19 protein-coding genes are annotated in these 21,941 nt (G+C 49.0%); 11 read left to right on the top strand and 8 right to left on the bottom strand.

Going from position 1 to position 21,941, the window contains the following annotated elements; all coding sequences use genetic code 11:
* Positions 1-5: 5 nt before the first annotated feature.
* On the top strand, positions 6-2,426 hold the full coding sequence (gene gyrB, locus ACN0UN_RS06790; protein ID WP_417659332.1) for a DNA topoisomerase (ATP-hydrolyzing) subunit B: 2,421 nt from the start codon (positions 6-8) through the stop codon (positions 2,424-2,426).
* Between the two features lie 116 nt (positions 2,427-2,542).
* Here gyrB and glyS read toward each other — a convergent pair whose 3' ends face one another.
* Positions 2,543-4,609 (bottom strand): glycine--tRNA ligase subunit beta, encoded by a 2,067-nt coding sequence (glyS, locus tag ACN0UN_RS06785; RefSeq protein ID WP_417659331.1) that lies wholly within the window; start codon positions 4,607-4,609, stop codon positions 2,543-2,545.
* 11 nt (positions 4,610-4,620) lie between these two features.
* Complete coding sequence (glyQ, locus tag ACN0UN_RS06780; protein WP_417659330.1) at positions 4,621-5,535, bottom strand: glycine--tRNA ligase subunit alpha; 915 nt, start codon at positions 5,533-5,535, stop codon at positions 4,621-4,623.
* Positions 5,536-5,617: 82 nt separating this feature from the next.
* Here glyQ and ACN0UN_RS06775 point away from each other — a divergent pair, with 82 nt between their 5' ends.
* From ACN0UN_RS06775 to tusA, 3 genes are read left to right on the top strand one after another with little or no spacing between them, the layout of a single operon-like run.
* Positions 5,618-6,211: a DNA-3-methyladenine glycosylase I gene (locus tag ACN0UN_RS06775; protein ID WP_417659329.1), complete on the top strand. Its 594-nt coding sequence runs from the start codon at positions 5,618-5,620 to the stop codon at positions 6,209-6,211.
* Between the two features lie 12 nt (positions 6,212-6,223).
* The gene (locus ACN0UN_RS06770) at positions 6,224-6,703 is read left to right on the top strand and encodes a GNAT family N-acetyltransferase (RefSeq protein WP_417659328.1); all 480 of its coding nucleotides are present in this window, start codon (positions 6,224-6,226) and stop codon (positions 6,701-6,703) included.
* 38 nt (positions 6,704-6,741) lie between these two features.
* Complete coding sequence (tusA, locus tag ACN0UN_RS06765; protein ID WP_417659327.1) at positions 6,742-6,978, top strand: sulfurtransferase TusA; 237 nt, start codon at positions 6,742-6,744, stop codon at positions 6,976-6,978.
* A gap of 152 nt (positions 6,979-7,130) precedes the next feature.
* On the opposite strand, the gene fadA is transcribed toward tusA, so the two are convergent.
* Both fadA and fadB read right to left on the bottom strand, forming a co-directional pair.
* Positions 7,131-8,294: an acetyl-CoA C-acyltransferase FadA gene (gene fadA, locus ACN0UN_RS06760; protein WP_417659326.1), complete on the bottom strand. Its 1,164-nt coding sequence runs from the start codon at positions 8,292-8,294 to the stop codon at positions 7,131-7,133.
* 29 nt (positions 8,295-8,323) lie between these two features.
* On the bottom strand, positions 8,324-10,465 hold the full coding sequence (gene fadB, locus ACN0UN_RS06755; RefSeq protein WP_417659325.1) for a fatty acid oxidation complex subunit alpha FadB: 2,142 nt from the start codon (positions 10,463-10,465) through the stop codon (positions 8,324-8,326).
* Between the two features lie 126 nt (positions 10,466-10,591).
* Between fadB and ACN0UN_RS06750 the strand changes: the two genes are divergently transcribed.
* The 3 genes from ACN0UN_RS06750 to ACN0UN_RS06740 are packed head-to-tail and all read left to right on the top strand — an operon-like array spanning position 10,592 to position 14,644.
* Positions 10,592-12,565, top strand: a complete 1,974-nt coding sequence (locus ACN0UN_RS06750) for a transglycosylase SLT domain-containing protein (protein WP_417659324.1) — start codon at positions 10,592-10,594, stop codon at positions 12,563-12,565.
* A 7-nt stretch (positions 12,566-12,572) separates the two neighbouring features.
* Positions 12,573-13,193 (top strand): YigZ family protein, encoded by a 621-nt coding sequence (locus ACN0UN_RS06745; protein WP_417659323.1) that lies wholly within the window; start codon positions 12,573-12,575, stop codon positions 13,191-13,193.
* Positions 13,193-14,644, top strand: a complete 1,452-nt coding sequence (locus tag ACN0UN_RS06740; RefSeq protein ID WP_417659322.1) for a TrkH family potassium uptake protein — start codon at positions 13,193-13,195, stop codon at positions 14,642-14,644. Before ACN0UN_RS06745 ends, ACN0UN_RS06740 begins: the two co-directional genes overlap by 1 nt.
* A gap of 7 nt (positions 14,645-14,651) precedes the next feature.
* Here ACN0UN_RS06740 and trkA read toward each other — a convergent pair whose 3' ends face one another.
* Genes trkA through def form a run of 4 tightly spaced genes read right to left on the bottom strand, consistent with a single transcriptional unit; the run spans position 14,652 to position 18,790 of the window.
* Positions 14,652-16,028, bottom strand: a complete 1,377-nt coding sequence (gene trkA / locus ACN0UN_RS06735; RefSeq protein ID WP_417659321.1) for a Trk system potassium transporter TrkA — start codon at positions 16,026-16,028, stop codon at positions 14,652-14,654.
* Positions 16,025-17,335: a 16S rRNA (cytosine(967)-C(5))-methyltransferase RsmB gene (gene rsmB / locus ACN0UN_RS06730; RefSeq protein WP_417659320.1), complete on the bottom strand. Its 1,311-nt coding sequence runs from the start codon at positions 17,333-17,335 to the stop codon at positions 16,025-16,027. The genes trkA and rsmB overlap by 4 nt, the downstream gene beginning before the upstream one ends.
* Positions 17,332-18,294: a methionyl-tRNA formyltransferase gene (fmt, locus tag ACN0UN_RS06725; RefSeq protein ID WP_417659319.1), complete on the bottom strand. Its 963-nt coding sequence runs from the start codon at positions 18,292-18,294 to the stop codon at positions 17,332-17,334. The genes rsmB and fmt overlap by 4 nt, the downstream gene beginning before the upstream one ends.
* Positions 18,281-18,790, bottom strand: a complete 510-nt coding sequence (def, locus tag ACN0UN_RS06720) for a peptide deformylase (RefSeq protein ID WP_128352454.1) — start codon at positions 18,788-18,790, stop codon at positions 18,281-18,283. The genes fmt and def overlap by 14 nt, the downstream gene beginning before the upstream one ends.
* An 81-nt stretch (positions 18,791-18,871) precedes the next feature.
* On the opposite strand from def, the gene ACN0UN_RS06715 reads away from it, so the two are divergent.
* The 4 genes from ACN0UN_RS06715 to ACN0UN_RS06700 are packed head-to-tail and all read left to right on the top strand — an operon-like array spanning position 18,872 to position 21,913.
* Positions 18,872-19,960, top strand: a complete 1,089-nt coding sequence (locus ACN0UN_RS06715; RefSeq protein ID WP_417659318.1) for a LysM peptidoglycan-binding domain-containing protein — start codon at positions 18,872-18,874, stop codon at positions 19,958-19,960.
* Positions 19,961-19,994: 34 nt separating this feature from the next.
* Positions 19,995-21,041, top strand: coding sequence for a DNA-processing protein DprA (gene dprA / locus ACN0UN_RS06710; protein ID WP_417659317.1), 1,047 nt, complete (start codon positions 19,995-19,997; stop codon positions 21,039-21,041).
* A gap of 2 nt (positions 21,042-21,043) precedes the next feature.
* Positions 21,044-21,517, top strand: a complete 474-nt coding sequence (locus ACN0UN_RS06705) for a DUF494 family protein (RefSeq protein WP_417659316.1) — start codon at positions 21,044-21,046, stop codon at positions 21,515-21,517.
* Positions 21,518-21,913, top strand: coding sequence for a type I DNA topoisomerase (locus tag ACN0UN_RS06700; protein WP_417659315.1), 396 nt, complete (start codon positions 21,518-21,520; stop codon positions 21,911-21,913).
* Positions 21,914-21,941 lie beyond the last annotated feature (28 nt).

Genomic DNA, 21,941 nt, shown 5'->3' with positions numbered 1-21,941 from the left:
TGATTATGGCAGAAAATAATTACGATTCGTCCAGTATTAAAGTCCTAAAAGGACTTGATGCAGTGCGCAAACGCCCAGGTATGTACATTGGTGACACCGATGACGGAACTGGTCTCCATCACATGGTTTTTGAGGTTGTCGATAACTCAATCGATGAAGCCTTAGCTGGGCATTGTACTGATATTTTAGTGACGATTCATACCGACGGCTCAGTATCGGTTCGAGATGATGGTCGTGGTATTCCAGTTGATATTCACGAAGAAGAGGGTGTTTCCGCTGCGCAGGTCATTATGACTGTATTGCACGCAGGTGGTAAATTCGATGATAACTCTTACAAGGTGTCAGGTGGTTTACACGGTGTTGGTGTTTCTGTTGTTAACGCTTTGTCGGATAAGCTTTTGCTTACCATTCAGCGTGGCGGACACATATATCAGCAAACGTATAATCTTGGTGACCCAGTAGCGCCGATGGAGCAAATTGGCGATACCGACAAGACAGGTACAGAAATTCGTTTTTGGCCAAGCCCTAAGATTTTCGCTGATACTGAATACCATTATGACATCCTTGCGAAACGCCTTCGTGAGCTATCATTCTTAAACTCTGGTGTTTCAATCATCCTCAAAGATGAGCGAAATGAGCGACAAGATCATTTCAAATATGAAGGCGGTATCTCAGCCTTCGTTGCATATTTGAATAAAAATAAAACGCCAATACACCAAAATGTATTCCATTTTAGTAACGAGCGTGACGACGGTATTTGTGTTGAAGTATCTATGCAGTGGAATGATTCGTTCCAAGAAGGCATCTACTGCTTTACGAACAATATTCCACAACGCGATGGCGGCGCTCACTTGGCCGGATTCCGCGCGGCATTGACACGTACGTTAAATGCGTACATGGAGAAAGAAGGCCTCAATAAGAAATACAAAACCAATGCAACTGGGGACGATGCCCGAGAAGGCTTAACCGCTGTTGTGTCGGTCAAGGTTCCTGATCCGAAATTCTCTTCGCAAACAAAAGATAAACTCGTTTCGTCGGAAGTGAAGACTGCGGTCGAGCAAGCGATGAACGAACGCTTATCTGAATACTTGTTAGAGCAACCAAACGACGCAAAAATCATTGTTGGTAAAATCATTGATGCTGCGCGCGCGCGCGAAGCTGCTCGCAAAGCTCGTGATATGACCCGCCGCAAAGGTGCGTTAGACCTCGCAGGTTTGCCAGGTAAGCTGGCAGATTGCCAAGAGAAAGACCCGGCCTTGTCTGAACTCTACATTGTGGAGGGTGACTCAGCGGGCGGCTCTGCGAAGCAGGGGCGTAACCGTAAGTTCCAAGCCATTCTGCCTCTTAAAGGTAAAATTCTGAACGTCGAAAAAGCGCGTTTTGACAAAATGCTTTCATCACAAGAAGTTGCAACGTTAATCACAGCGCTTGGTTGTGGTATTGGCCGTGATGAATACAATCCGGACAAAACACGTTATCACCGCATTATCATCATGACGGATGCTGACGTCGACGGCTCGCACATTCGTACGTTGCTGTTGACCTTCTTCTACCGTCAAATGCCAGAGCTTATTGAGCGCGGCTATATGTACATTGCCCAGCCACCTCTTTATAAGGTGAAAAAAGGTAAGCAAGAAACATACATCAAGGACGACCCAGGTTTGATTCAATATCTAACCAGTCTTGCACTTGATAATGCATCGTTGCATGTGACCAAAGATGCGCCTGGTATCAGTGGTGCACATTTGGAAACTTTGGTTAACGACTATCAGTTGGCCCAAAACTCCATTAAGCAGCGCCTTTCGCGACGTATGCCGCTAGACTTCTTACAGCGCTTAGTTTATGCACCACGATTGACTGATGAAACCCTTAAAAATCAATCAGCTATGGAAGAATGGACGACTACTTTGCAAAAAGATTTGACGTCACGCGAAGTAAACTCAGCGAGCTACACGTTGCATGTTCAGCATGATGAAGAACGTAACTTGTATTTACCTGTTGTAACGGTGCGTCGTCACGGAATAGATACGCCTTATCCGTTAAGTTACGAGTTCTTAATGTCGCGCGACTATGATCAACTTGTATCCATTGGTGAAAAAATCAATGGCTTAATCGAAGTGGGCGGATTTGTTCGACGGGGTGATAAAGAAAAACCAGTTAGTGATTTCGTAGAAGCTGTTGAATGGCTTATTAACGAATCAAAACGTGGTATTTATATTCAGCGTTACAAAGGTTTGGGTGAAATGAATCCTGACCAGCTGTGGGAAACAACCATGGACCCAGCAACTCGACGCATGCTGCAAGTAACCATCGAAGACGGTATTGCAGCCGACCAGTTGTTCACAACTTTAATGGGCGACGATGTTGAGCCACGCCGCGCGTTTATTGAAACCAACGCGTTACGTGTTGCGAACCTTGACGTATAGTTTCGCTGACGAAAAGACAAGCAATAAAAAAGGGAGCCAATTGGCTCCCTTTCTTATTTTTGGAAACAAAGAAACAAGGCCAGTTATCAAGTAACCTGAATCTTATGTTCCTTAGTTTAATTTAAAACCGAGATATCCGCAATTTGTAAGAATAACTGACGTAATGTATTTAACATTGCCAACCGGTTATTCCTTACCTCAGCATCATCTGCATTAACCATCACGCCTTCGAAAAAGCTATCAACCGGTTGTTGCAAGCTTGCCAACGCCTTCAAGGCCTGAGTGTAATCGTTACCTGCAAGCGCAGTTGCTGATCGTTCTTGCGCATGCTTAATTGCACTTGCCAATTCCTGTTCAGCGGGTTCGCTTAACAGTTCAGCTGTAACTTGAGTAGGTAGTTCACCTTCAACCTTGGCAAGTATGTTGCTCACTCGTTTATTTGCCGCTGCAAGAGCTTCTGCGGCTGGCAATGACCTAAATGCTGTTACGGCATGAACACGTTGATCAAAGTCCGTAGGCGTGGTTGGACGGCGCGCTAACACGGCTTGAATCACATCGACTGCAATGCCTTGTTCTTGGTACCAAGCGCGGAACCGGCCCAGCAAGAAGTCGACAACGTCGTCTTTGACATGCGCTGCACTAAGCAGCTCGCCAAAGCTTGCAACCGAAGCCGCTACAATTTCATCAAGATCAAGAGGGTACTTTCCTTCAACCATAATGCGCAGCAAGCCAATGGCTGAGCGACGCAGTGCGAATGGGTCACGGTCGCCCTTCGGTACTTGGCCAATGCCGAATATCCCCACCAACGTATCGAGTTTATCGGCTATAGCGACTGCAGCACCGGCTTTTGAGCCAGGAAGCGAATCACCAGCGAAACGCGGCAGGTAGTGTTCAAAAATTGCTTGAGGCACGCCTTCAGGTTCATTGTCATTGCGTGCATAGTGCATACCCATAACGCCTTGGGTTTCAGGGAACTCAAGCACCATTTGTGAGGCTAAATCAGCTTTACATAAATAACCCGCCCGCTCAGCAATTTTCGGGTCAGCGCCCAGTTGAGTAGCAATTACCGAAGCAACCTGTGCAATACGGTCAGACTTGTCTTTAATGGAACCAAGCTGCTTCTGAAACAGAATATTTGCTAACCCTGGAACTCGGTCTGCCAATCGTGTCTTTTTGTCAGATTCGAAAAAGAACTGTGCATCGGCAAGGCGAGGGCGCACAACTTTCTCGTTACCTGAAATGATTTGCTGCGGGTCTTTCGACTCGATATTGGTAATAAATATAAACGCAGGCAGCAAGTTACCTTGTCCGTCTTCTAGCGGGAAATAACGCTGGTCGTCTTTCATCGTTACGATAAGCGGTTCTTTTGGTACTGCCAGAAATTGGTCATCGAAATGCGCTGACAATGCCACCGGCCATTCCACGAGCGCCGTCACTTCATCAACCAGATCATTGTCTTCAATGACTTGACCACCCAGCTTTGATGCCAGTTGCGAAATACCATGAACAATCCGTTCGCGGCGCTTAGCAAAGTCCGCGATCACCCAGGCCTTTTCCAACTCAGTTTCATAGTCGTCGGCATGGGATAAGGTTGCACCCTGCGGAGCGTGAAACCGATGCCCCAATAGATGGTTATTTGAGGCCACATCAAGAACGACACCTGGAATTAGCGTGTCGCCATACATCATGGTAATCGTTTTCACGGGGCGAATGAATTGCGCGGTACCGTTACCCCAGCGCATTGGCTTTGGAATAGGTAGCTTTTTAAGCGCTAACTGAACCAGCTCAGGAAGGACTTCCTCAAGCGCTTGGCCTTTAACCTCAGCTTTATAAAGCAACCATTCACCTTTGTCGGTAACTAAACGCTCGGCTTCGTCGACGGTAATACCGTTACCCCGCGCCCAACCTTCGGCCGCTTTGGTGGCCTTGCCGTTGTCGTCAAAAGCGACGTTAACCGCTGGGCCGCGTTTCTCAACTATCTTATCGGCTTGCTGAGACGCCAGCGCCGAAACTTGAACGGCAAGACGGCGCGGCGTCGCATAAGACTTCACCGCATCAAAAGAGAAGTCGTTTTCGCGCAGTAGCGTACTAAGGGCCTCTGTGAATGCATGACTTAACGCGCTTAGTGCTTTGGGGGGCAGTTCTTCAGTGCCAATTTCTACCAACAATGTTTGATGTTGCACGGGTCAGCTCCTTACTGTACTTCTTGATTGGATTGCGCAAGCGGAAAGCCCAGCGCTTCGCGGGCAGCGTAATAAGCCTCTGCACAACCCTTTGCCATGGTGCGAACGCGAAGAATATAGCGTTGCCGTTCGGTCACTGAAATAGCATGGCGCGCGTCCAGTAAGTTAAATGCATGCGAAGCACGCATAACCTGCTCGTAAGCCGGTAGAGGTAGGTTTGCCGATAGTAAGTGCTCACATTCTTTTTCGCAGGAATCAAAACGCCCAAACAGTACTTCGACATCAGCATGCTCGAAATTATAGGTAGACTGTTCTACTTCGTTTTGATGAAACACATCGCCATAGAGAATTTTCCCACGTGGACCATCAGTCCAAACCAGATCATAAATGCTATCAACGCCTTGAATGTACATGGCTAAGCGCTCAAGACCGTAGGTGATTTCTCCGGCAACTGGCTTGCACTCAATGCCGCCAACTTGCTGAAAGTAGGTGAACTGTGTCACTTCCATACCATTTAACCAGACTTCCCAGCCCAAGCCCCATGCACCTAGGGTTGGTGATTCCCAGTTATCCTCTACAAAGCGAATATCATGCACCAACGGGTCGAAGCCAAGCATTTCCAGCGAGCCAAGATAAAGTTCCTGAATATTGTCAGGCGACGGTTTCAATAGTACCTGGAACTGATAATAATGCTGCAGCCTGTTTGGGTTCTGACCATAACGGCCGTCGGTTGGGCGTCGACATGGCTGAACGTACGCAAAGCTTGCCGGCTCAGGACCAATAGAGCGCAAGAATGTCATAGGATGGAAGGTGCCAGCACCAACCTCCATATCTAACGGTTGAACAACCGCGCACCCTTGTTGCGCCCAGTAATCCTGTAGGGCAAGAATAAGCCCTTGAAACGTTTTTACGTCGTAGCTAGCCATGCGTCATCTCATGCTGATTTCTAAACCAAATTGGCGTAAATTATACCCTGTGTTGAAGCGAGGTTACAGGATACCGTGCGAAATGAGTGAAACAATTAACCGCTGCAGTTGGTGTGGCTCAAGCCCAGACTATATTCATTATCATGATACCGTGTGGGGGCGCCCAGTTGCCGACAGTCAGGAGCTGTTCGCAAAGTTGTGTTTGGATGGCCAACAAGCTGGCTTAAGTTGGATTACGATACTACGCAAGCAAGCCAATTACGAAAAGGCCTTCTGCGGGTTTGATCCGGAACAAATCATTGAACTCCCTGAAACCTACAAAACCGAACTTATGCATAATGCGGGAATTATTCGCAACCGATTAAAAATCGAATCCATATTCAAAAATGCGCAGGCCTACCTGAAATTGCAGGAGCAAGGCATCCAGTTTAATGAATTCTTGTGGAACTTTAGCGACGGGCAGCCGCGAATATTCGCTCGACAGGGTGGCGATATTCCCACATCAGATGAAGTTTCTGATAATATGGCAAAAGCCTTAAAAAAAGCAGGCTTTAGCTTTGTCGGTACAACCATTTGTTATGCCTTTATGCAGGCGGTGGGCATGGTGAACGACCATGTCGTAGACTGCCATTGTTATGAATCGACAAGCGAAGCAATGCGTCGTTTTTCACTTTAAGATGAGTTTGTCATGTTAGAAATTGTGCTAGCCGATTATACCAACCCGAAACACCGCCAAGCGGTCGTCGATATGCTTGACGATTACGCACAAGATCCTATGGGCGGTGGGGAAGCCTTACCCGAAAACACGCGCGCAAATCTCATCGACGAGATGGCTAAGCGTGACCATGTGTTCTCTATTTTGGCTTTTGTTGACGACCAGCCAGTCGGTCTTGCTAATTGCGTTGAAGGGTTTTCGACGTTCGCAGCAAAACCGGTGATGAATATTCACGATATCGCCGTGATCAAAGATTTTCGTGGTCAAGGCATTGCCAAGCGTCTACTTCAGGAAGTAGAAACTTTGGCGCAATTCCGAGGCTGCTGCAAATTGACACTGGAAGTTATTCAGGGCAACGAGCCGGCGAAAGTCGCCTATGAAAAGTTTGGTTTTAAGCCTTACCAGCTTGATGCAGAAATGGGTAACGCAGAGTTTTGGCAAAAATACCTGTAACCGACCGTAGTCGTTATCGGTGGAATGGGAAAGAGAGCATGACGGGCGAAGCAACTTTGCAGCTGGATACACTGGGGCTACGGTGCCCAGAACCGGTAATGCTGTTGCGCTTAACTATGCGCAAGCTAAATCTTGGTGACACGCTTGAGGTGATTGCTGACGACCCAGCAACAACACGCGACATTCCAAGCTTCTGCCGTTTTATGGATCACGAGTTATTGCTAGCAGAAACCGACACGAAGCCTTATCGCTACCTCATCCGCAAAGGCAGCTAAAAGCCAAAGGCAGCAAAAAAACAAAGGCGTTAATTGTTATTCGTTAATCGTTATTCGAAAAAAAACTCCGAAGCTTTTAAGCCTCGGAGTTTTTTGTTTCCATTCTTGGCTTTTTTTGAATAACCAATAACCAATAACGAACAACGGTATTCTTACACGCGTTCGAAGACGGTGGCGATGCCTTGGCCTAAACCAATACACATGGTCGCAACACCCAAGGTCGCATCTTTATTCTCCATCAAGTTAATTAACGTGGTGGAGATACGTGCGCCGGAGCAGCCAAGTGGGTGACCGAGGGCAATTGCGCCGCCGTTCAAGTTCACTTTGTCATCCATCACATCAAGCAAGCCCAGGCCTTTTAAAACAGGCAAGGATTGCGCTGCAAACGCCTCATTAAGCTCCCAAAGATCAATGTCTTTCACTTCGAGACCTGCACGCTTAAGTGCTTTTTGGGTTGCTGGAACTGGGCCGTAACCCATAATTGACGGGTCGCAACCAGCCGCAGCCATAGCACGAATGCGTACGCGCGGGGTTAAGCCCAGTTGCTTCGCCTTTTCGGCAGACATGACTAAACATGCTGCAGCGCCGTCAGACAACGCTGACGAGGTACCCGCAGTTACGGTGCCATTAACCGGATCAAATACCGGACGCAGCGCCGCTAGGCCTTCTACCGTGGTTTCTGGACGAATCACTTCGTCGTTTTTCACTAAATGCAAAATACCGTCAGCATCATGGCCTTCTAGTGCCAAAATTTCCTTCGCAAAACGGCCTTCAAGGGTTGCTGCATGTGCGCGTTGGTGCGAACGTGCTCCGAAAGCGTCTTGTGCTGCACGGTCAATCCCAAATTTGCGCGCAAGTAGCTCGGCAGTCATACCCATACTGCCGGCTGCACGTGCAACCGACATGTTCATACCCGGATGAAAATCGATGCCATGCGTCATCGGAACATGACCCATGTGCTCGACACCACCGGCAATCATGATGTCGCCATCGCCATGCATAATGGCTCGTGCCGCATCATGAATCGCTTGCATCGACGACCCGCACAGACGGTTAACTGTAACCGCTGCAACATGGTGTGGAATGCCAGCAATTAACGACGCGTTGCGCGCAATATTGAAGCCTTGCTCTAAGGTTTGTTGAACACAACCCCAGTAAATATCTTCCAGTTCATTTGCATCAACCTGAGGGTTACGTTCAAGCAGCCCCTTCATCAAGTGAGCTGAAAGGTCTTCGGCGCGAACATTGCGGAACACGCCATTCTTTGAACGACCCATTGGGGTACGAATACAATCGACAATCACTACGTCTTTCATAAATTCCTCCGTTAGCGCTGCGCTATTGATTAACCTGCCAGGTACGATTTGCCTGACTCGGCCATTTCACGCAGGCCATCGGTTACTTGATACATTTCACCTAAGTGCGCGTACTTGTCGGCTAAGGCTACAAACTTTTCTAAGCCTACCGTTTCAAGGTAACGGAACGGGCCGCCACGGAATGGTGGAAAACCAAGGCCGTACAGCAGGGCCATATCGCACTCGGCTGCGCTCGCGACAATACCTTCTTCCAGGCAACGAACACACTCATTAACCATAGGCACCATGCAACGTGCGATAATTTCGTCAGCGTCGAGTTGCTTATCCGAAACACCCAGCATTTCATAAACCTCAGGAGCTTTTTCTTTAGTTGGGCGGCCTTTTTTATCCACGCCATAATTGTAGAAGCCCTTGCCATTTTTCTGGCCATAGCGTTCTGCAGCAGCGAGTTTTGCAATGGCGCTACTGGTATCACGCGGCATTCGGCTGGGGAAGCCATCGGCCATGACAACCGTACAATGATCCGCCGTATCGATACCAACCACATCGGACAAATAAGCCGGGCCCATCGGCCAACCGAACTGACGTTCCATAACTTTATCGATGCCTGCAAAATCTACGCCTTCATCGACCATGCCAGCGAAACCTGCCAAGTATGGGAACAATACGCGGTTTACCAAGAAGCCTGGGCAGTCATTGACCACAATTGCGGTTTTACCCATGCGTGTGGCATAGGCAACAACAGCGGCAACAGCTTCTTCAGATGTTTTCTCACCACGGATAACTTCAACCAGCGGCATTTTATGCACAGGATTGAAAAAGTGCATACCGCAGAAACGCGATGGGTCTTTCAAGTTTTTCGCTAAGCGGTCAATAGAAATGGTCGAGGTGTTTGAGACTAAAATTGTATCGGCATCTACAATGCTTTCCATCTGTGCAAGCACTTTGCCTTTCACGTCTGGGTTTTCAACCACAGCTTCTACCACAATGTCGACGCCTTTTACGCCTTCATCAAGCAGAGTTGGGGTGATAGACGACAGTACCTTGGCCATTTTCTTATGATCCATGCGGCCGCGGTCAACCAATTTGCCCATAATTTTACTGGCTTCATTCATGCCAAGATCTAATGCATCTTGACGAATGTCTTTCATGACAACAGGTACACCCTTATACGCCGACTGGTAGGCGATGCCGCCCCCCATAATGCCAGCACCGAGTACTGCTGCGCGTTTGATTTCTTTGGTTGCCAATTTCGCTGCTTTCTTGGCCTTGCCTTTGACCATTTGGTCAGCCATGAAGATACCGACTTGGGCACGGCATGCATCTGTTTGCGTTAACCCGACAAATGCTGCATTTTCTGCTTTTAACGCTTCTTCGCGGTAATGTTTAGCACCGTCTTCAACTGCCTTAATCGCTGCATGTGGCGCAGGGTAATGTTTACCAGCTTGCGCTGCGGCCATCGCTTTCGCAGTTACGAAGGTCATCGTCGATTCTGTTTCGTTGGCTTGCAGTGGCTCAAGTTTTGGTTGACGTTTAGCTTGCCAATTTAAATCGCCCGCAATGGCCGATTTCACTATCGCTAACGCTGCGTCGCGCAATTTCTCAGGCGCTACTACCGAGTCAACTAACCCAATTTTGAGTGCATCATCAGGCTTGTTGTTTTTGCCGGTGGTAATGAGTTCAAGTGCGTTATCCGGACCAATAATACGCGGCAAGCGCATGGTGCCGCCGAAGCCTGGAATTAAACCAAGTTTAACTTCTGGCAGGCCGATAACAGCTGTGGTATCAACAACACGGTAATCACACGCTAGCGCTGCTTCGCAACCGCCACCTAAGGCAAAGCCTGTAACCGCCGCTACGGTAGGCACTGGCAGGTCTTCGAGCTGGTCAAAGACACGTGACGCTTTAGCAACCCAGACCTTGGTTTGCTCAACATCAGCAAATAAAGTAAGGAATTCGGTAATGTCAGCGCCTACAATGAAGGTAGGTTTTGAGCTTGTGACAATAACACCGCGTAAATCTTTGGTGTTGGCCAGTTGTTTGAGCGCTTGGCTGAATTCTTCCAAGGTTTTCTGGTCAAACTTGTTCACGGAGCCAGCGGCTGCGAACTGAAGCTCGGCAATGCCGTCTTCAACAAATTCGACCCGAATGCTATCACCCTGATAAATCATATTCGGTCTCCTTAAGCGTTTACTGATAATCAGATTGCTTTCGGTTAAAGTGGTTCTTATAGTCGCCCTAGAGTTTGGCCTTATTAGGGCAATTTTTCAATGGTTTTTTAAACGTGCGTTTGAATTATGTCGAAGTTAAATGATGGTTTGCGGTATTTAACGCTCGGAATTGTTGCGGTAATTGGTATGACAGGTGTAATGCAAGCCCGTTCAGCCGAAAATGCCGATATAGACGTGCGCGTGCAACAGCGCGAACTCTTTCTTGAAGCTGAAGTGGCAGTAAAGCGACGCCAGCTTGAAGACTATCAGCGACTGCGTGAAGCACTTCACAGCTATCCCTTAGCACCTTATTTAGATGCCATATACCTGCGTCAATTTGCGCAGCCCGAACAGGAAACTGAAGTATTAGATTTCCTGCACGCCTATCCGCAGTCGCCGCTGGAGTGGCAAACGCGAGCTATGTGGCTTGATAAATTGATGGCGGGGCATCATTACGAACAATTCTTACGCGACTACGATGCGCCCGGTTCAACCCGCCACCAGTGTTTTGCAATCTACGCTCAATTAGCAACCGGTACCGGTGAAACAAAGCCTATACTGCGTTTGATGAATGATATTTGGTTAACCGGTGAGTCACTTCCCGATGCCTGTGACCCTGTGCTTGAAGCTTGGCAAAACGCTGGGTTGCGCACCGATGACATGGTTTGGGAACGCATTGCATTGGCTGCAGAAGGGGGCCAGCATACGCTCATTCCTTACTTGCAAAAAATGCTACCTCAACCAATGCATTACTTGGCTGAGCATTACCGTCGTGTGCGACGTGACCCAAGTCAAATTGCTGATACCAAGTTTCTTGCTGGCGATTATCCTGTGCACGAAACGAGAATTGTAGCGTACGGACTTGGACGTTTGATTTGGCGCGACCCAGACGTTGCACTTAGAGTGATGGATACTTTACCGACGCATATCAACTTTTCTGCCGAGCAATATTTGCAGTTGCGCCAAACGTTTGCTGTTGCACTCAGTTTAAAAGGGCATGATCAAGCAGGCCGCTGGTTGGCGCGGCTTGATCCAACCGAACACACAGATGTAACCTTACATTGGCAGTTGGCTGAATGGTTACGCCACGGCGCTTGGGTGCAGGTGATGGGGCTGGTTCCACGGCTGCCCGATGCGCAGCGGGAATCAGGCCAGTGGCAGTACTGGTTCGCCCGCGCGTTGCAAGCTCTGGGTCATGAGCAAGTGGCCAAGCAGGTTTGGCAGCGCGTTGCGCAAGAGCGCAGCTATTATGGGTTTCTAGCGGCCGCCCAGTTAAATCAACCGTTAACGCTGACTAAAGACCCAATAGTCATTGATCCGGAGCACCTCAACCGAGTGCGCCAGTTACCTGGCGTTCAGCGAGCTTTCGAACTACGCGCATTAAACCGTGATATTGATGCGCGCCGCGAATGGAATGCATTAATAGAGCATGCTTCGCTTGCCGATCAGCGCGCACTAGCGATGATCGCCAGCGACTGGGGTTGGCATGATCAGGCGATTTATACGCTCGGCAAGTTAGGTGAATATGATGCGATTGCCCAGCGTTTTCCAGAAGCTTACATGGACGAGCACCAGCGCTTTTCGGATGCAGCCAAAATAGATGTAAACTGGGCGTTGGCGGTGTCGCGGCGTGAAAGTGCGTTTCGCGATGACGCACGCTCTCATGCTGGCGCTTATGGGCTCATGCAACTGTTACCCACCACCGCGAATTTGGTTGAGCGGCGTGACGTGAGCACCCACGAGTTATTTAACGCCTCGTACAATATTCGCTTAGGTACGCGCTACCTAGCTGATTTACAGCGGCGCTTAGGCAACAACTGGTTGCTAGCCACGGCCGCTTACAATGCAGGTATTTATCGCGTTTATGATTGGTTGCCAGATCAGCCACTTGAAGCTGACCGGTGGGTGGAGCTTATACCCTACGCAGAAACGCGTAATTACGTAAAGAATGTATTGGCCTACCAACAGATTTATCGCACCTTGCGTAATGATAGCCAGCAAGCCGATGTATTTGGCGAGTTGCTGCCCATGCAAATTAGTATTACTGGACCAAAACAATAGGACAGTCATGAGCGGATACTTGGTGCCCGTTGGCGTTGCAGAAGCAGAAGTTGTGGTTAAAAACAGTCGCTTTATTGCGTCGGTACGGCAGGTTTGTTCCGTACAAGAACATCAACAACATATTCAGGCGTGTCAGCAGCAATGGCCTGCAGCAAGTCATTATTGTTCGGCGGCATTATGGGGCGCACCCAATGACAGCCAGAAATACGCAATGAGTGATGATGGCGAACCTACGGGAACGGCTGGGAAGCCGATGTTTAATGTGCTACAAAGCAGTGGTATTGGTGAAATTTCGGCGGTGGTGATACGCTATTTTGGTGGCACCAAATTAGGCACCGGCGGTTTACAGCGTGCGTACAGTCAAGCGACGGCTGAAGTGCTTAAGGTTCTGCAAACACAAGAAAAAATACTACGCAAAGCGGCGCAGATAAACTACGATTACGCAGATGAAAATGTGATTTCACATGTGTTGCAGCGTTATCATGCCGAAATTGAACAGCAGGAATTTGCAGAACGCATCGCTGCGCAACTCGCCGTTGTGGCGGAAACAGCCTTAGAACTCAAAACTGAAATAAAAAACGCTACGCACGGGCGCGTAGCACTAACAATTATAAATGAGGACTCCTAGTGCGCTTTCGCGGCATTCTTCGCATTCTTGGACTATTAATTTGTTTGTTCAGTGCCACCTTAATACCGCCAGGTGTTGTGGCGCTGATCTATGAAGACGGTGGCGGCGTTGCGTTCCTGTTGTCGTTCATTGTGAGTATTATTGTGGGTTTTTTGGTGTGGTATCCAAACCGCAATGAGCGCTCAGATCTGAAAGTTCGTGACGGCTTTTTGCTCACAGTACTTTTCTGGACCGTGTTGGGCTCGGTGGGTATTTTACCTTTTTGGTTCACCGCTGAAGTGCCGCTGTCTATTACCGATGCCGCATTTGAATCTTTTTCTGGCCTAACGACCACTGGCGCTACAATTTTAACTGGCATCGATCATTTGCCCCATAGTATTTTGTTCTATCGCCAGCAACTGCAATGGCTCGGTGGTATGGGTATCATCGTGTTAGCCGTGGCAATACTGCCAATGCTGGGCATCGGCGGCATGCAGCTTTATCGCGCGGAAATTCCCGGGCCGCTAAAAGACGCCAAAATGACGCCCCGAATTGCTGATACCGCGAAGCACCTTTGGTATATTTATGTGGCGTTAACGCTGGTGTGTACCTTTGCCTATAAGCTTGCTGGCATGGGTTGGTTTGATGCCATCAGTCACGCATTTTCCACCATCGCCGTCGGCGGCTTCAGCACTTACGACGCCAGTATGGGGTATTTTGATAGCGCCACCATTAATATGATTTGTGTGGTTTTCTTGCTGCTGTCATCAATTAACTTCGCAGTACATTACGCGTCAATCACCGGGCGTTCTTTGTTGAGCTATTTCCGAGATCCAGAGGTTCGCGGGTTTATACTTATTCAAACCGTGCTGGTTGTTATCGTGTTTATGACGGTATTGGTGCACAAGGTGTTTGATACCACCGAAATCGCATTCAATCAGGCTTTATTCCAGTCGGTTTCCATTAGCACCACAGCGGGTTTTGCCACCACGGACTTTGCGTCTTGGCCACTATTTCTGCCTATCTTACTCATTTTCGCCAGTTTTATTGGGGGGTGTGCCAGCTCAACAGCTGGCGGGCTCAAAGTTGTACGCGTACTCTTACTTTTCCGTCAGGGTGCACGTGAACTGAATCGACTTGTACATCCGCAGGGAATGTATTCTGTAAAACTTGGCAAGCGCATTGTACCGCCACGTGTCGTCGAAGCGGTGTGGGGGTTTTTTGCGGCTTATGCCTTGGTTTTCGTGGTGATTATGTTGGGCTTGTTGGCGACTGGGTTAGACGACATTACCGCATTTTCCGCAACGGCTGCGTGCCTGAATAACCTTGGTCCTGGCCTTGGTGAAGTGGCCGCGAATTATGCGGGTATTTCCGACACGGCTAAATGGCTGTTGGTGGTTGCGATGTTATTTGGGCGCTTGGAAGTATTCACTATATTGGTATTGCTAACGCCCACATTTTGGCGCAGTTAAAGCCCCGTTAGAAGAACAGGGCGCTTGGTTGGAACAGGCGTTCTACTTCTCGAATGTACTTTTTATCCACTAAAAATAGAATCACGTGGTCATCGGCCTGCAAAACAGTGTCGTCGTGCGCGATGAGAACTTCATTACCGCGCACAATGGCACCAATAGTGGTGCCTGGCGGGAGCTTAATCTCATCAATGGTTTTACCAATGACTTTTGAGGTCTTCTCGTCGCCGTGAGCAATGGCCTCAATAGCTTCAGCTGCGCCTTTTCGTAGTGAGTAAGCATTCACTATGTCACCTTTGCGAATTAGGGAGAGTAACGCAGAGACTGTCGCGCGTTGCGGCGAAATAGCAATATCTATAACGTTATCTTGTACCAAATCAACGTAGGCCTGGCGCTGAATCAGCACCATGGTTTTCTTAGCGCCGAGTTTCTTAGCCAACATCGCCGACATAATGTTCGCTTCATCGTCGTTGGTCACCGCAATAAACACATCCATGTCTTCAATGTGTTCTTCAGTGAGCAAGCGCTCATCCGAGGCGTCGCCGTGAAGAATCGTGGTATTTTGCAAACTCTCGTTAAGCATCTCGGCGCGTTCTTTATTGCGCTCAATGAGTTTAACGCGGTGGTTTTCTTCCAATCGTGCGGCTAAGCCCGCACCCACATTACCGCCGCCGGCAATCATAATCCGGCGGTACTGATGTTCAAGTTTCTGCATTTCTTCCATCACCATGCGCACATAGCGGGTATCGGCAATAAAGAAGATTTCGTCACCAGCCTCAATAATGGTTGTACCCATTGGCTTTATAGCTTGTCCCTGACGGAATATTGCAGCAACGCGCGTTTCAACATTCGGCATGTGGCTTTTAAGCGTAGAAATTGCGTGCCCGACTAACTTCCCGCCGTAATAAGCTCGCACTGCAACCAAACTGGCGCGGCCGCCGGCAAATTCCATAACCTGTAGAGCGCCAGGATAATCAACCAGCCGTTTAATGTAGTCGGTAACTTGCTGCTCTGGTGAAATCAGGTGATCAACAGGAATATCATCTTTGTGGAACAGCTTATCTTTGTAATCGCTGTACTCTTCGGACCGGATGCGGGCTATGCGTTTCGGCGTGCGATATAAGGTATAGGCGATTTGACACGCCAACATGTTCGTTTCATCACTTGGGGTTACGGCAATCAGCATGTCTGCGTCTTCGCAGCCAGCCTGGCGTAACACACGCGGGTGTGACGCGTGCCCTTCAATAGTGCGAATGTCATGCAGCTCGGCCAGTGACTCAAGGCGTGCCGAATCAATATCAACAACCGTAATATCGTTGTCTTCGCCAACTAAGTTTTCAGCTAACGTACCGCCGACTTGTCCACCACCAAGAATCACTATTTTCATCTGCGCTTTTCCAGTTTTGCGTAATAGAAACCGTCACCGTCAAAATCGCCCGGCAGCCATTGCCACTCTACTGCGCCATTGGGGTTGGTTGCAACGGCAATAGCGTCGGCATGGCGCTTTTTAAATGCTTCTATTTGCAGTGTATTTTCTTCCGCCAGTATAGAACAAGTTGCATAAAGAAGGGTACCGCCCGGCTTTAAGGTGGGCCACAGGGCATCCAATATCTTTTGCTGCGTGTGCGTTAAATCAGCAATGTCACTGTCACGGCGTAGCCATTTAATGTCTGGATGGCGGCGAATCACGCCAGTAGCCGAACACGGCGCATCAAGTAATATGCGATCAAACAACTCACCATGCCACCATGCATCCACATCGCTCGCATCAGCTGCTTTTACATCGGCTTTCAACTGCAATCGGGTTAAGTTGTCGTGTACACGTTGCAGGCGCTGCGGGTCAGAGTCAATTGCAAGCATGTGTATAGACGGCTGTTGTTCGAGAATATGGGCGGTCTTTCCGCCCGGTGCTGCACAACAGTCCAGTACCGATTCGCCCGGTTGCGCATCAAGTAACCAAGCTGCATGTTGGGCTGCAATATCCTGCACCGAAACCCAGCCATCGTTAAAGTGTGGGAGGCTCTGCACATCCACGGCTTGTTCTAAGCAAATCGCGCTCGCTAATGGTGAATCAGCGCGCGCTGCAATGCCAGCTTCATCGAGTAGGGCCAAGTAGTTGTCACGATTGGTATGCTGTAAATTGATACGTAACCACATGGGAGCTTGAGCATTATTGGCAGCCATAATCGCTGACGCTTTATCTGCATACTGACTTTGAATACGATCAGCCAGCCAGCGTGGGTGCCCGTGCGTAAGTGCTGGCTTTTGTTGCAGTTGCGTTTGCAATTGCGGCAACTGGCGCTGCAAGCTGCGCAATACACCGTTGACCAAGCCTTTTTGTTTACCGCGCTTTAATAGCAATGCCGCGTCCACGGTAGCTGAAACCGCCGCGTGTTCGGCTGAACCCATATAAGTTAGTTGATATGCGCCAACCAGCAGCAGCGAATGTAAAATCTTCAACTCGCCTTTTAGCGGTTTTGCGATGAGTGCGCCGATAAAAAAATTCAATTGGGGTAGGTGGCGCAAAACACCATATGCCAGCGCTTGCGCCATACCACGGTCACGCACTGAAAGTTTGCGGTTCAACTCTGGTAGTGCCTGACTCAACGAACGGCCTTGTTCAATCACCTGAAACACCGCTTGTGCAGCTACAGCGCGACTTTCGGCACCCGGGCGCAGGTTAGTTTGAGTCATAAAATACCTACGGGCAGCTGGCTGCCAACAATGAACCCGTCACTGCGGCCATTTAAAAAATCGGCCACTGGCATTGGCTTTTTGCCTGCTGGCTGCAACTCAAGCAAACGTAATGCCTGCTCAATGGTTTGTATGACAATTCCATGTTTATCGGCTTGCAATACGGTACCTGGGGGCTTGTTACTGCCGGGCACCACATCAGCCCGCCATACTTTAACAATATCGCCTTGGCCGGCTACGAGCCAGCACATGGGCCATGGATTAAACGCCCGTACCCAGCGTTCCAATGCAATTGCAGGTTGGTTCCAATCCAGCTGTGCTTCTTCTTTACTCAGTTTTTTTGCATAGGTGGCCGCAGCGTCATCTTGCGTTTTGGCATGAGGTTGCAGAGCTTCGAGGTTATGCAATGTTTCGAGTAACGCATGTGGGCCTAATTTCGCCAGCTTGTCATATAAAGTTGCTGAGGTATCTTCGGCGGTAATCGGTAAGCGCGCTTCAAAAAGCACAGGCCCTGTATCTAAGCCGGCTTCCATTTGCATAATGGCGATGCCGGTTTCTGCATCACCTGCCCACAATGCGCGCTGAATTGGTGCGGCGCCACGCCAACGAGGAAGTAGCGAACCGTGTACGTTAATACAGCCATAGCGCGGCATATCAAGCACCGTTTGCGGCAATAAAATTCCATAGGCCACCACCACCATAACGTCTGCTTGATAAGCGGCAAGCTCTGCCTGAACTTCGGGGGCTTTCAATGATTGTGGTTGGTGTATCGGTAACTGGTGTTGCAATGCAAGTTGCTTAACCGGACTGGCCTGAAGTTTCTTACCGCGCCCCGCTGGGCGGTCCGGTTGGGTGTAGACAGCAACCACCTCGGTTTGCTCATCATCAATCAATGCAGCAAGGTGTTCGGCGGCAAACTCTGGTGTACCGGCGAACACCACCTTTTTAGGATTCGGCATTTACACGCGCTTCTTTTTCGAGTTTTTTACGAATTCGGTCGCGTTTTAGCGGCGACAAGTAGTCAACGAACAGCTTACCATTGAGGTGATCGATTTCATGCTGAATGCAAATGGCCAGCAATCCTTCGGCGGTTAAAGAAAACTGCTCACCGTTTCGGTCAAGTGCCGTGACGGTAACTTTGCCAGCACGTTCAACTTTGGCGTAAACTCCAGGAAACGACAAGCAGCCCTCTTCATTGGTGAAGTGACCTTCTTGTGCTGTAATCTCTGGGTTAATAAATACGAGCGCTTCGTTCTGATCTTCACTGCAGTCAGCAACGAATAGGCGGCGGTGGATATCGACTTGCGTCGCGGCCAAACCTACGCCATTGGATTCGTACATGGTTTCGAACATGTTATCGATGTCGGCACGCAAGGCATCATCAACCTGCTTAATTGGTTGTGCGATGGTGCGTAATCGTTCGTCGGGATATTTTAAAATTGTTAATTTACTCATAACCTATCATTCGCTAGTTTCATCTTGCGTGATTTTAACGTAATTTGGGGATGAACACACGGTTTTACAATGGAGCTTACGATGACCAAATGGCAACTACCGGCGATTGCGCTAATCGGTTTTCTGTTGGTATCACCACAGCATGTAGCCGTGGCGCAATCGAACACGGAACAGCAAACCTCAGGCGATGTGCTTACTTTGCGTGACAATGCACCGCAAGAGTATGTGGTAAAGAAAGGGGATACGCTGTGGGATATCTCTGAAATGTACCTGAATGACCCATGGTATTGGCCTGAGTTGTGGCGCATTAATGAAGACGTGGCCAACCCGCATTTGATTTACCCGGGAGACAAACTCACCTTGGTGTGGATTGATGGTAAACCGCAACTTACACGCAAAGAATATGTTGCGCTGTTACCACAAGGTGAAGTGAAAGATAAAGGTGAACCGATTCCGACGTTTTCGCGTGAAATGCTGGCCCCCCTGCTTACCGAACACCGCTTGATCACGAAATCAGAGATGACTGCGTTGCCACAGGTGCTTGGCGATAACCGTGGGGCACCGCGAGTCAATGGCATGCTGCCGATATTTATCAAGGGCAACGTCGAGAAAACGACTTACAGTGTATTTACGCCAATCGAAAGGCTGCCGCAAGGCGAGTTACTTCGCTATGTTGGCGATGTTAACGTTACCTTTAACAGCGGTGAGTTGGCTGAGGGAGAATTGAGCCGCATTCAGCGCGAGATTCGCCGCGGCGATTACCTCATGGATGCACGCCCTTTAAACATACCTGAAATTATTACGCCAGTGCCAGGTAACGCAATAGATGGTCAAGTTATTGCGTCGCTGAATAACAGAAAAGAGCAGGGCAAATACGACGTGGTTATGATTGATAAAGGTCGTGCGGATGGTGTCAAAGTTGGCCAAATGTACCAAGCGATTCGTCCGGGCTCGACCGTTTTTGTTGAAGGCGAAGAAATTAAGTTGGTGAACTTTTATAAACCGGCGGATGATCTTTCCAGACTTTGGCGCAACACGGTGCAATTACCCGTTTCGGCAACCGCTGAAATGATGGTTTTAGAAGTGCAAGAAACAACCAGTTTTGCCATGGTGTTGCGTTCGCGAGAATGGCTATCCGTAGGCGATTATTTTATTCCGAAGCAATTCTAAACACTGCTTCACTAACAATTCGGAGGTTTTCAGCATGGACGCTGAAACCGCAACGGCGATGCTGGCGCTTGCCAGCGCGCCAAGCAAACATCGGAAATTTTTACGCAGCTTAAGTTCTTTTGAGCAAATTCTTCATCACGCACGGCTGCCAGAAACCAATATCGTACCCGCACATGTCGACCGACTTCTTCGGTGGCTAAAGCAACCTGAATGCCATCTTATTCACCTACGCGACTCACGTTATCCAGAGCGATTGCAGCACATTGACGATCCACCTCTCATATTATTCGCACACGGTGACCTTAGCTGCTTGCAAGGTACCTGTGTCGCTATTGTAGGCAGTCGCAATGCTTCACCTGTAGGACAGCATTCAGCGGATTACTTTGCGCGTGGTTTGGCGCGTTCAGGTGTTGTTGTCAGTAGTGGATTAGCAGCGGGTATTGATGCAGCGGCACATCGTGCCGCGTTGTCTGAAGGCCGAACCTTGGCCGTATTAGGCACTGGGCCGGATATTTACTACCCACCACGCAATCAGCAGTTGCAACAACAAATCATGCAGGCAGGGCTGGTGATTAGTGAATTTCCGCCTGGTATGCCGGGTAAGCGTGATCACTTTCCACGGCGCAACCGTATTCTTAGCGGACTGGCGCAACTGGTATTGGTGGTTGAGGCAAAGCTTCGCAGCGGTACCTTGGTTACCGCTAGCCTTGCGCAAGCGCAGCAGCGAATTGTCATGGCCGTGCCCGGTTCAATATGGGATCCAGCCCACAGTGGGTGTTTCAAGTTGCTCAGTGAAGGCGCAGGATTAGCTGTTTCGGTAAGCGATATTTTGCATGAGTTGAATTTACCTGATTTACCCCCATTTAATGATGAACAAGGGCACGGGCAAATTAATTCAACCCGAAGCTTGGCAAACCGCCAATTGTTGGCTAATGTGGGATCAGAGGTCACATCAATCGATACCATTGTAGCGCGCAGCGGGCTGCCGGTTGCCATTGTTACAGAGCAGTTGGTGTTACTTGAGTTAGAGGGGAGCGTGACCTCAATTGCAGGCGGTTATATAAAAATGGGGAGGCGCTAACGATGTTTGATATCCTCATGTACTTGTTCGAAAACTATATTCATTCGGACATGGAGGTTGTAGTTAACCATGATGAGCTGACTGATGAACTTACGCGCGCTGGTTTCCATCGCCAAGAGATTCATAAGGCACTCGCTTGGTTAGAGCGACTGGCTGACTTGCAGGACAGTCAGCTAAAACCATACCTGAATAAGTCTCCGAACAGCAGTACACGGGTCTTTACGGCCGAAGAAGTTGCGCGTCTGGATTGTTCCAGCCGTGGGTTCTTAATGTATCTCGAAAACCTTGGTGTGCTTGATTTTTCAACGCGTGAAATGGTTATTGATCGCGTTATGGAACTCGACATGCCGCAGTTTACGCTGGACGATTTGAAGTGGGTGGTGCTGATGGTACTATTTAATGTACCAGGCCATGAAGAAGCTTACGATCAAATGGAAGGCTTGCTGTTTGAGGAACCCGAGGGTTTATTGCATTAAATGACCGATAACTTTTTGGAGCCTCAGTCACTGGGCGTACCATGCCCCCGGTGTCAGCGCGATCTGCAGCTAAAAAAAGGCCGATATGGCCTTTATGTTGGTTGTAGTGGCCATCCTGACTGCGATTATATGACGGCTGCTGATTTTGACCCCGGAACCGATGCGCAGTGCCCAACCTGCAAACAAGGCAAGCTTGTGCAAAAGACAAGCCGCTTTGGTAATTCGTTTTACGCTTGCGACCATTACCCTAAATGCAAATACTCGGTTAACCTGCCGCCGGTGCCGGAAAGCTGCCCAAAATGTGACTTTCCTCTGTTGCTAAAGAAAAAAACCGCCGCCGGTGAACGCTGGATTTGCGCCGATGATTCCTGTGATTACAAATCTTCGATAAAATAGCGCGCAATCGTTAACTGAACCATTTTTT

The organism is Pseudidiomarina sp. (assembly GCF_048267825.1).
In the GTDB taxonomy this organism is placed as follows: Bacteria; Pseudomonadota; Gammaproteobacteria; order Enterobacterales; family Alteromonadaceae; genus Pseudidiomarina.
Note: the sequence above shows the minus strand (reverse complement) of the source record. Positions and strands in the feature narration are given on the sequence as shown.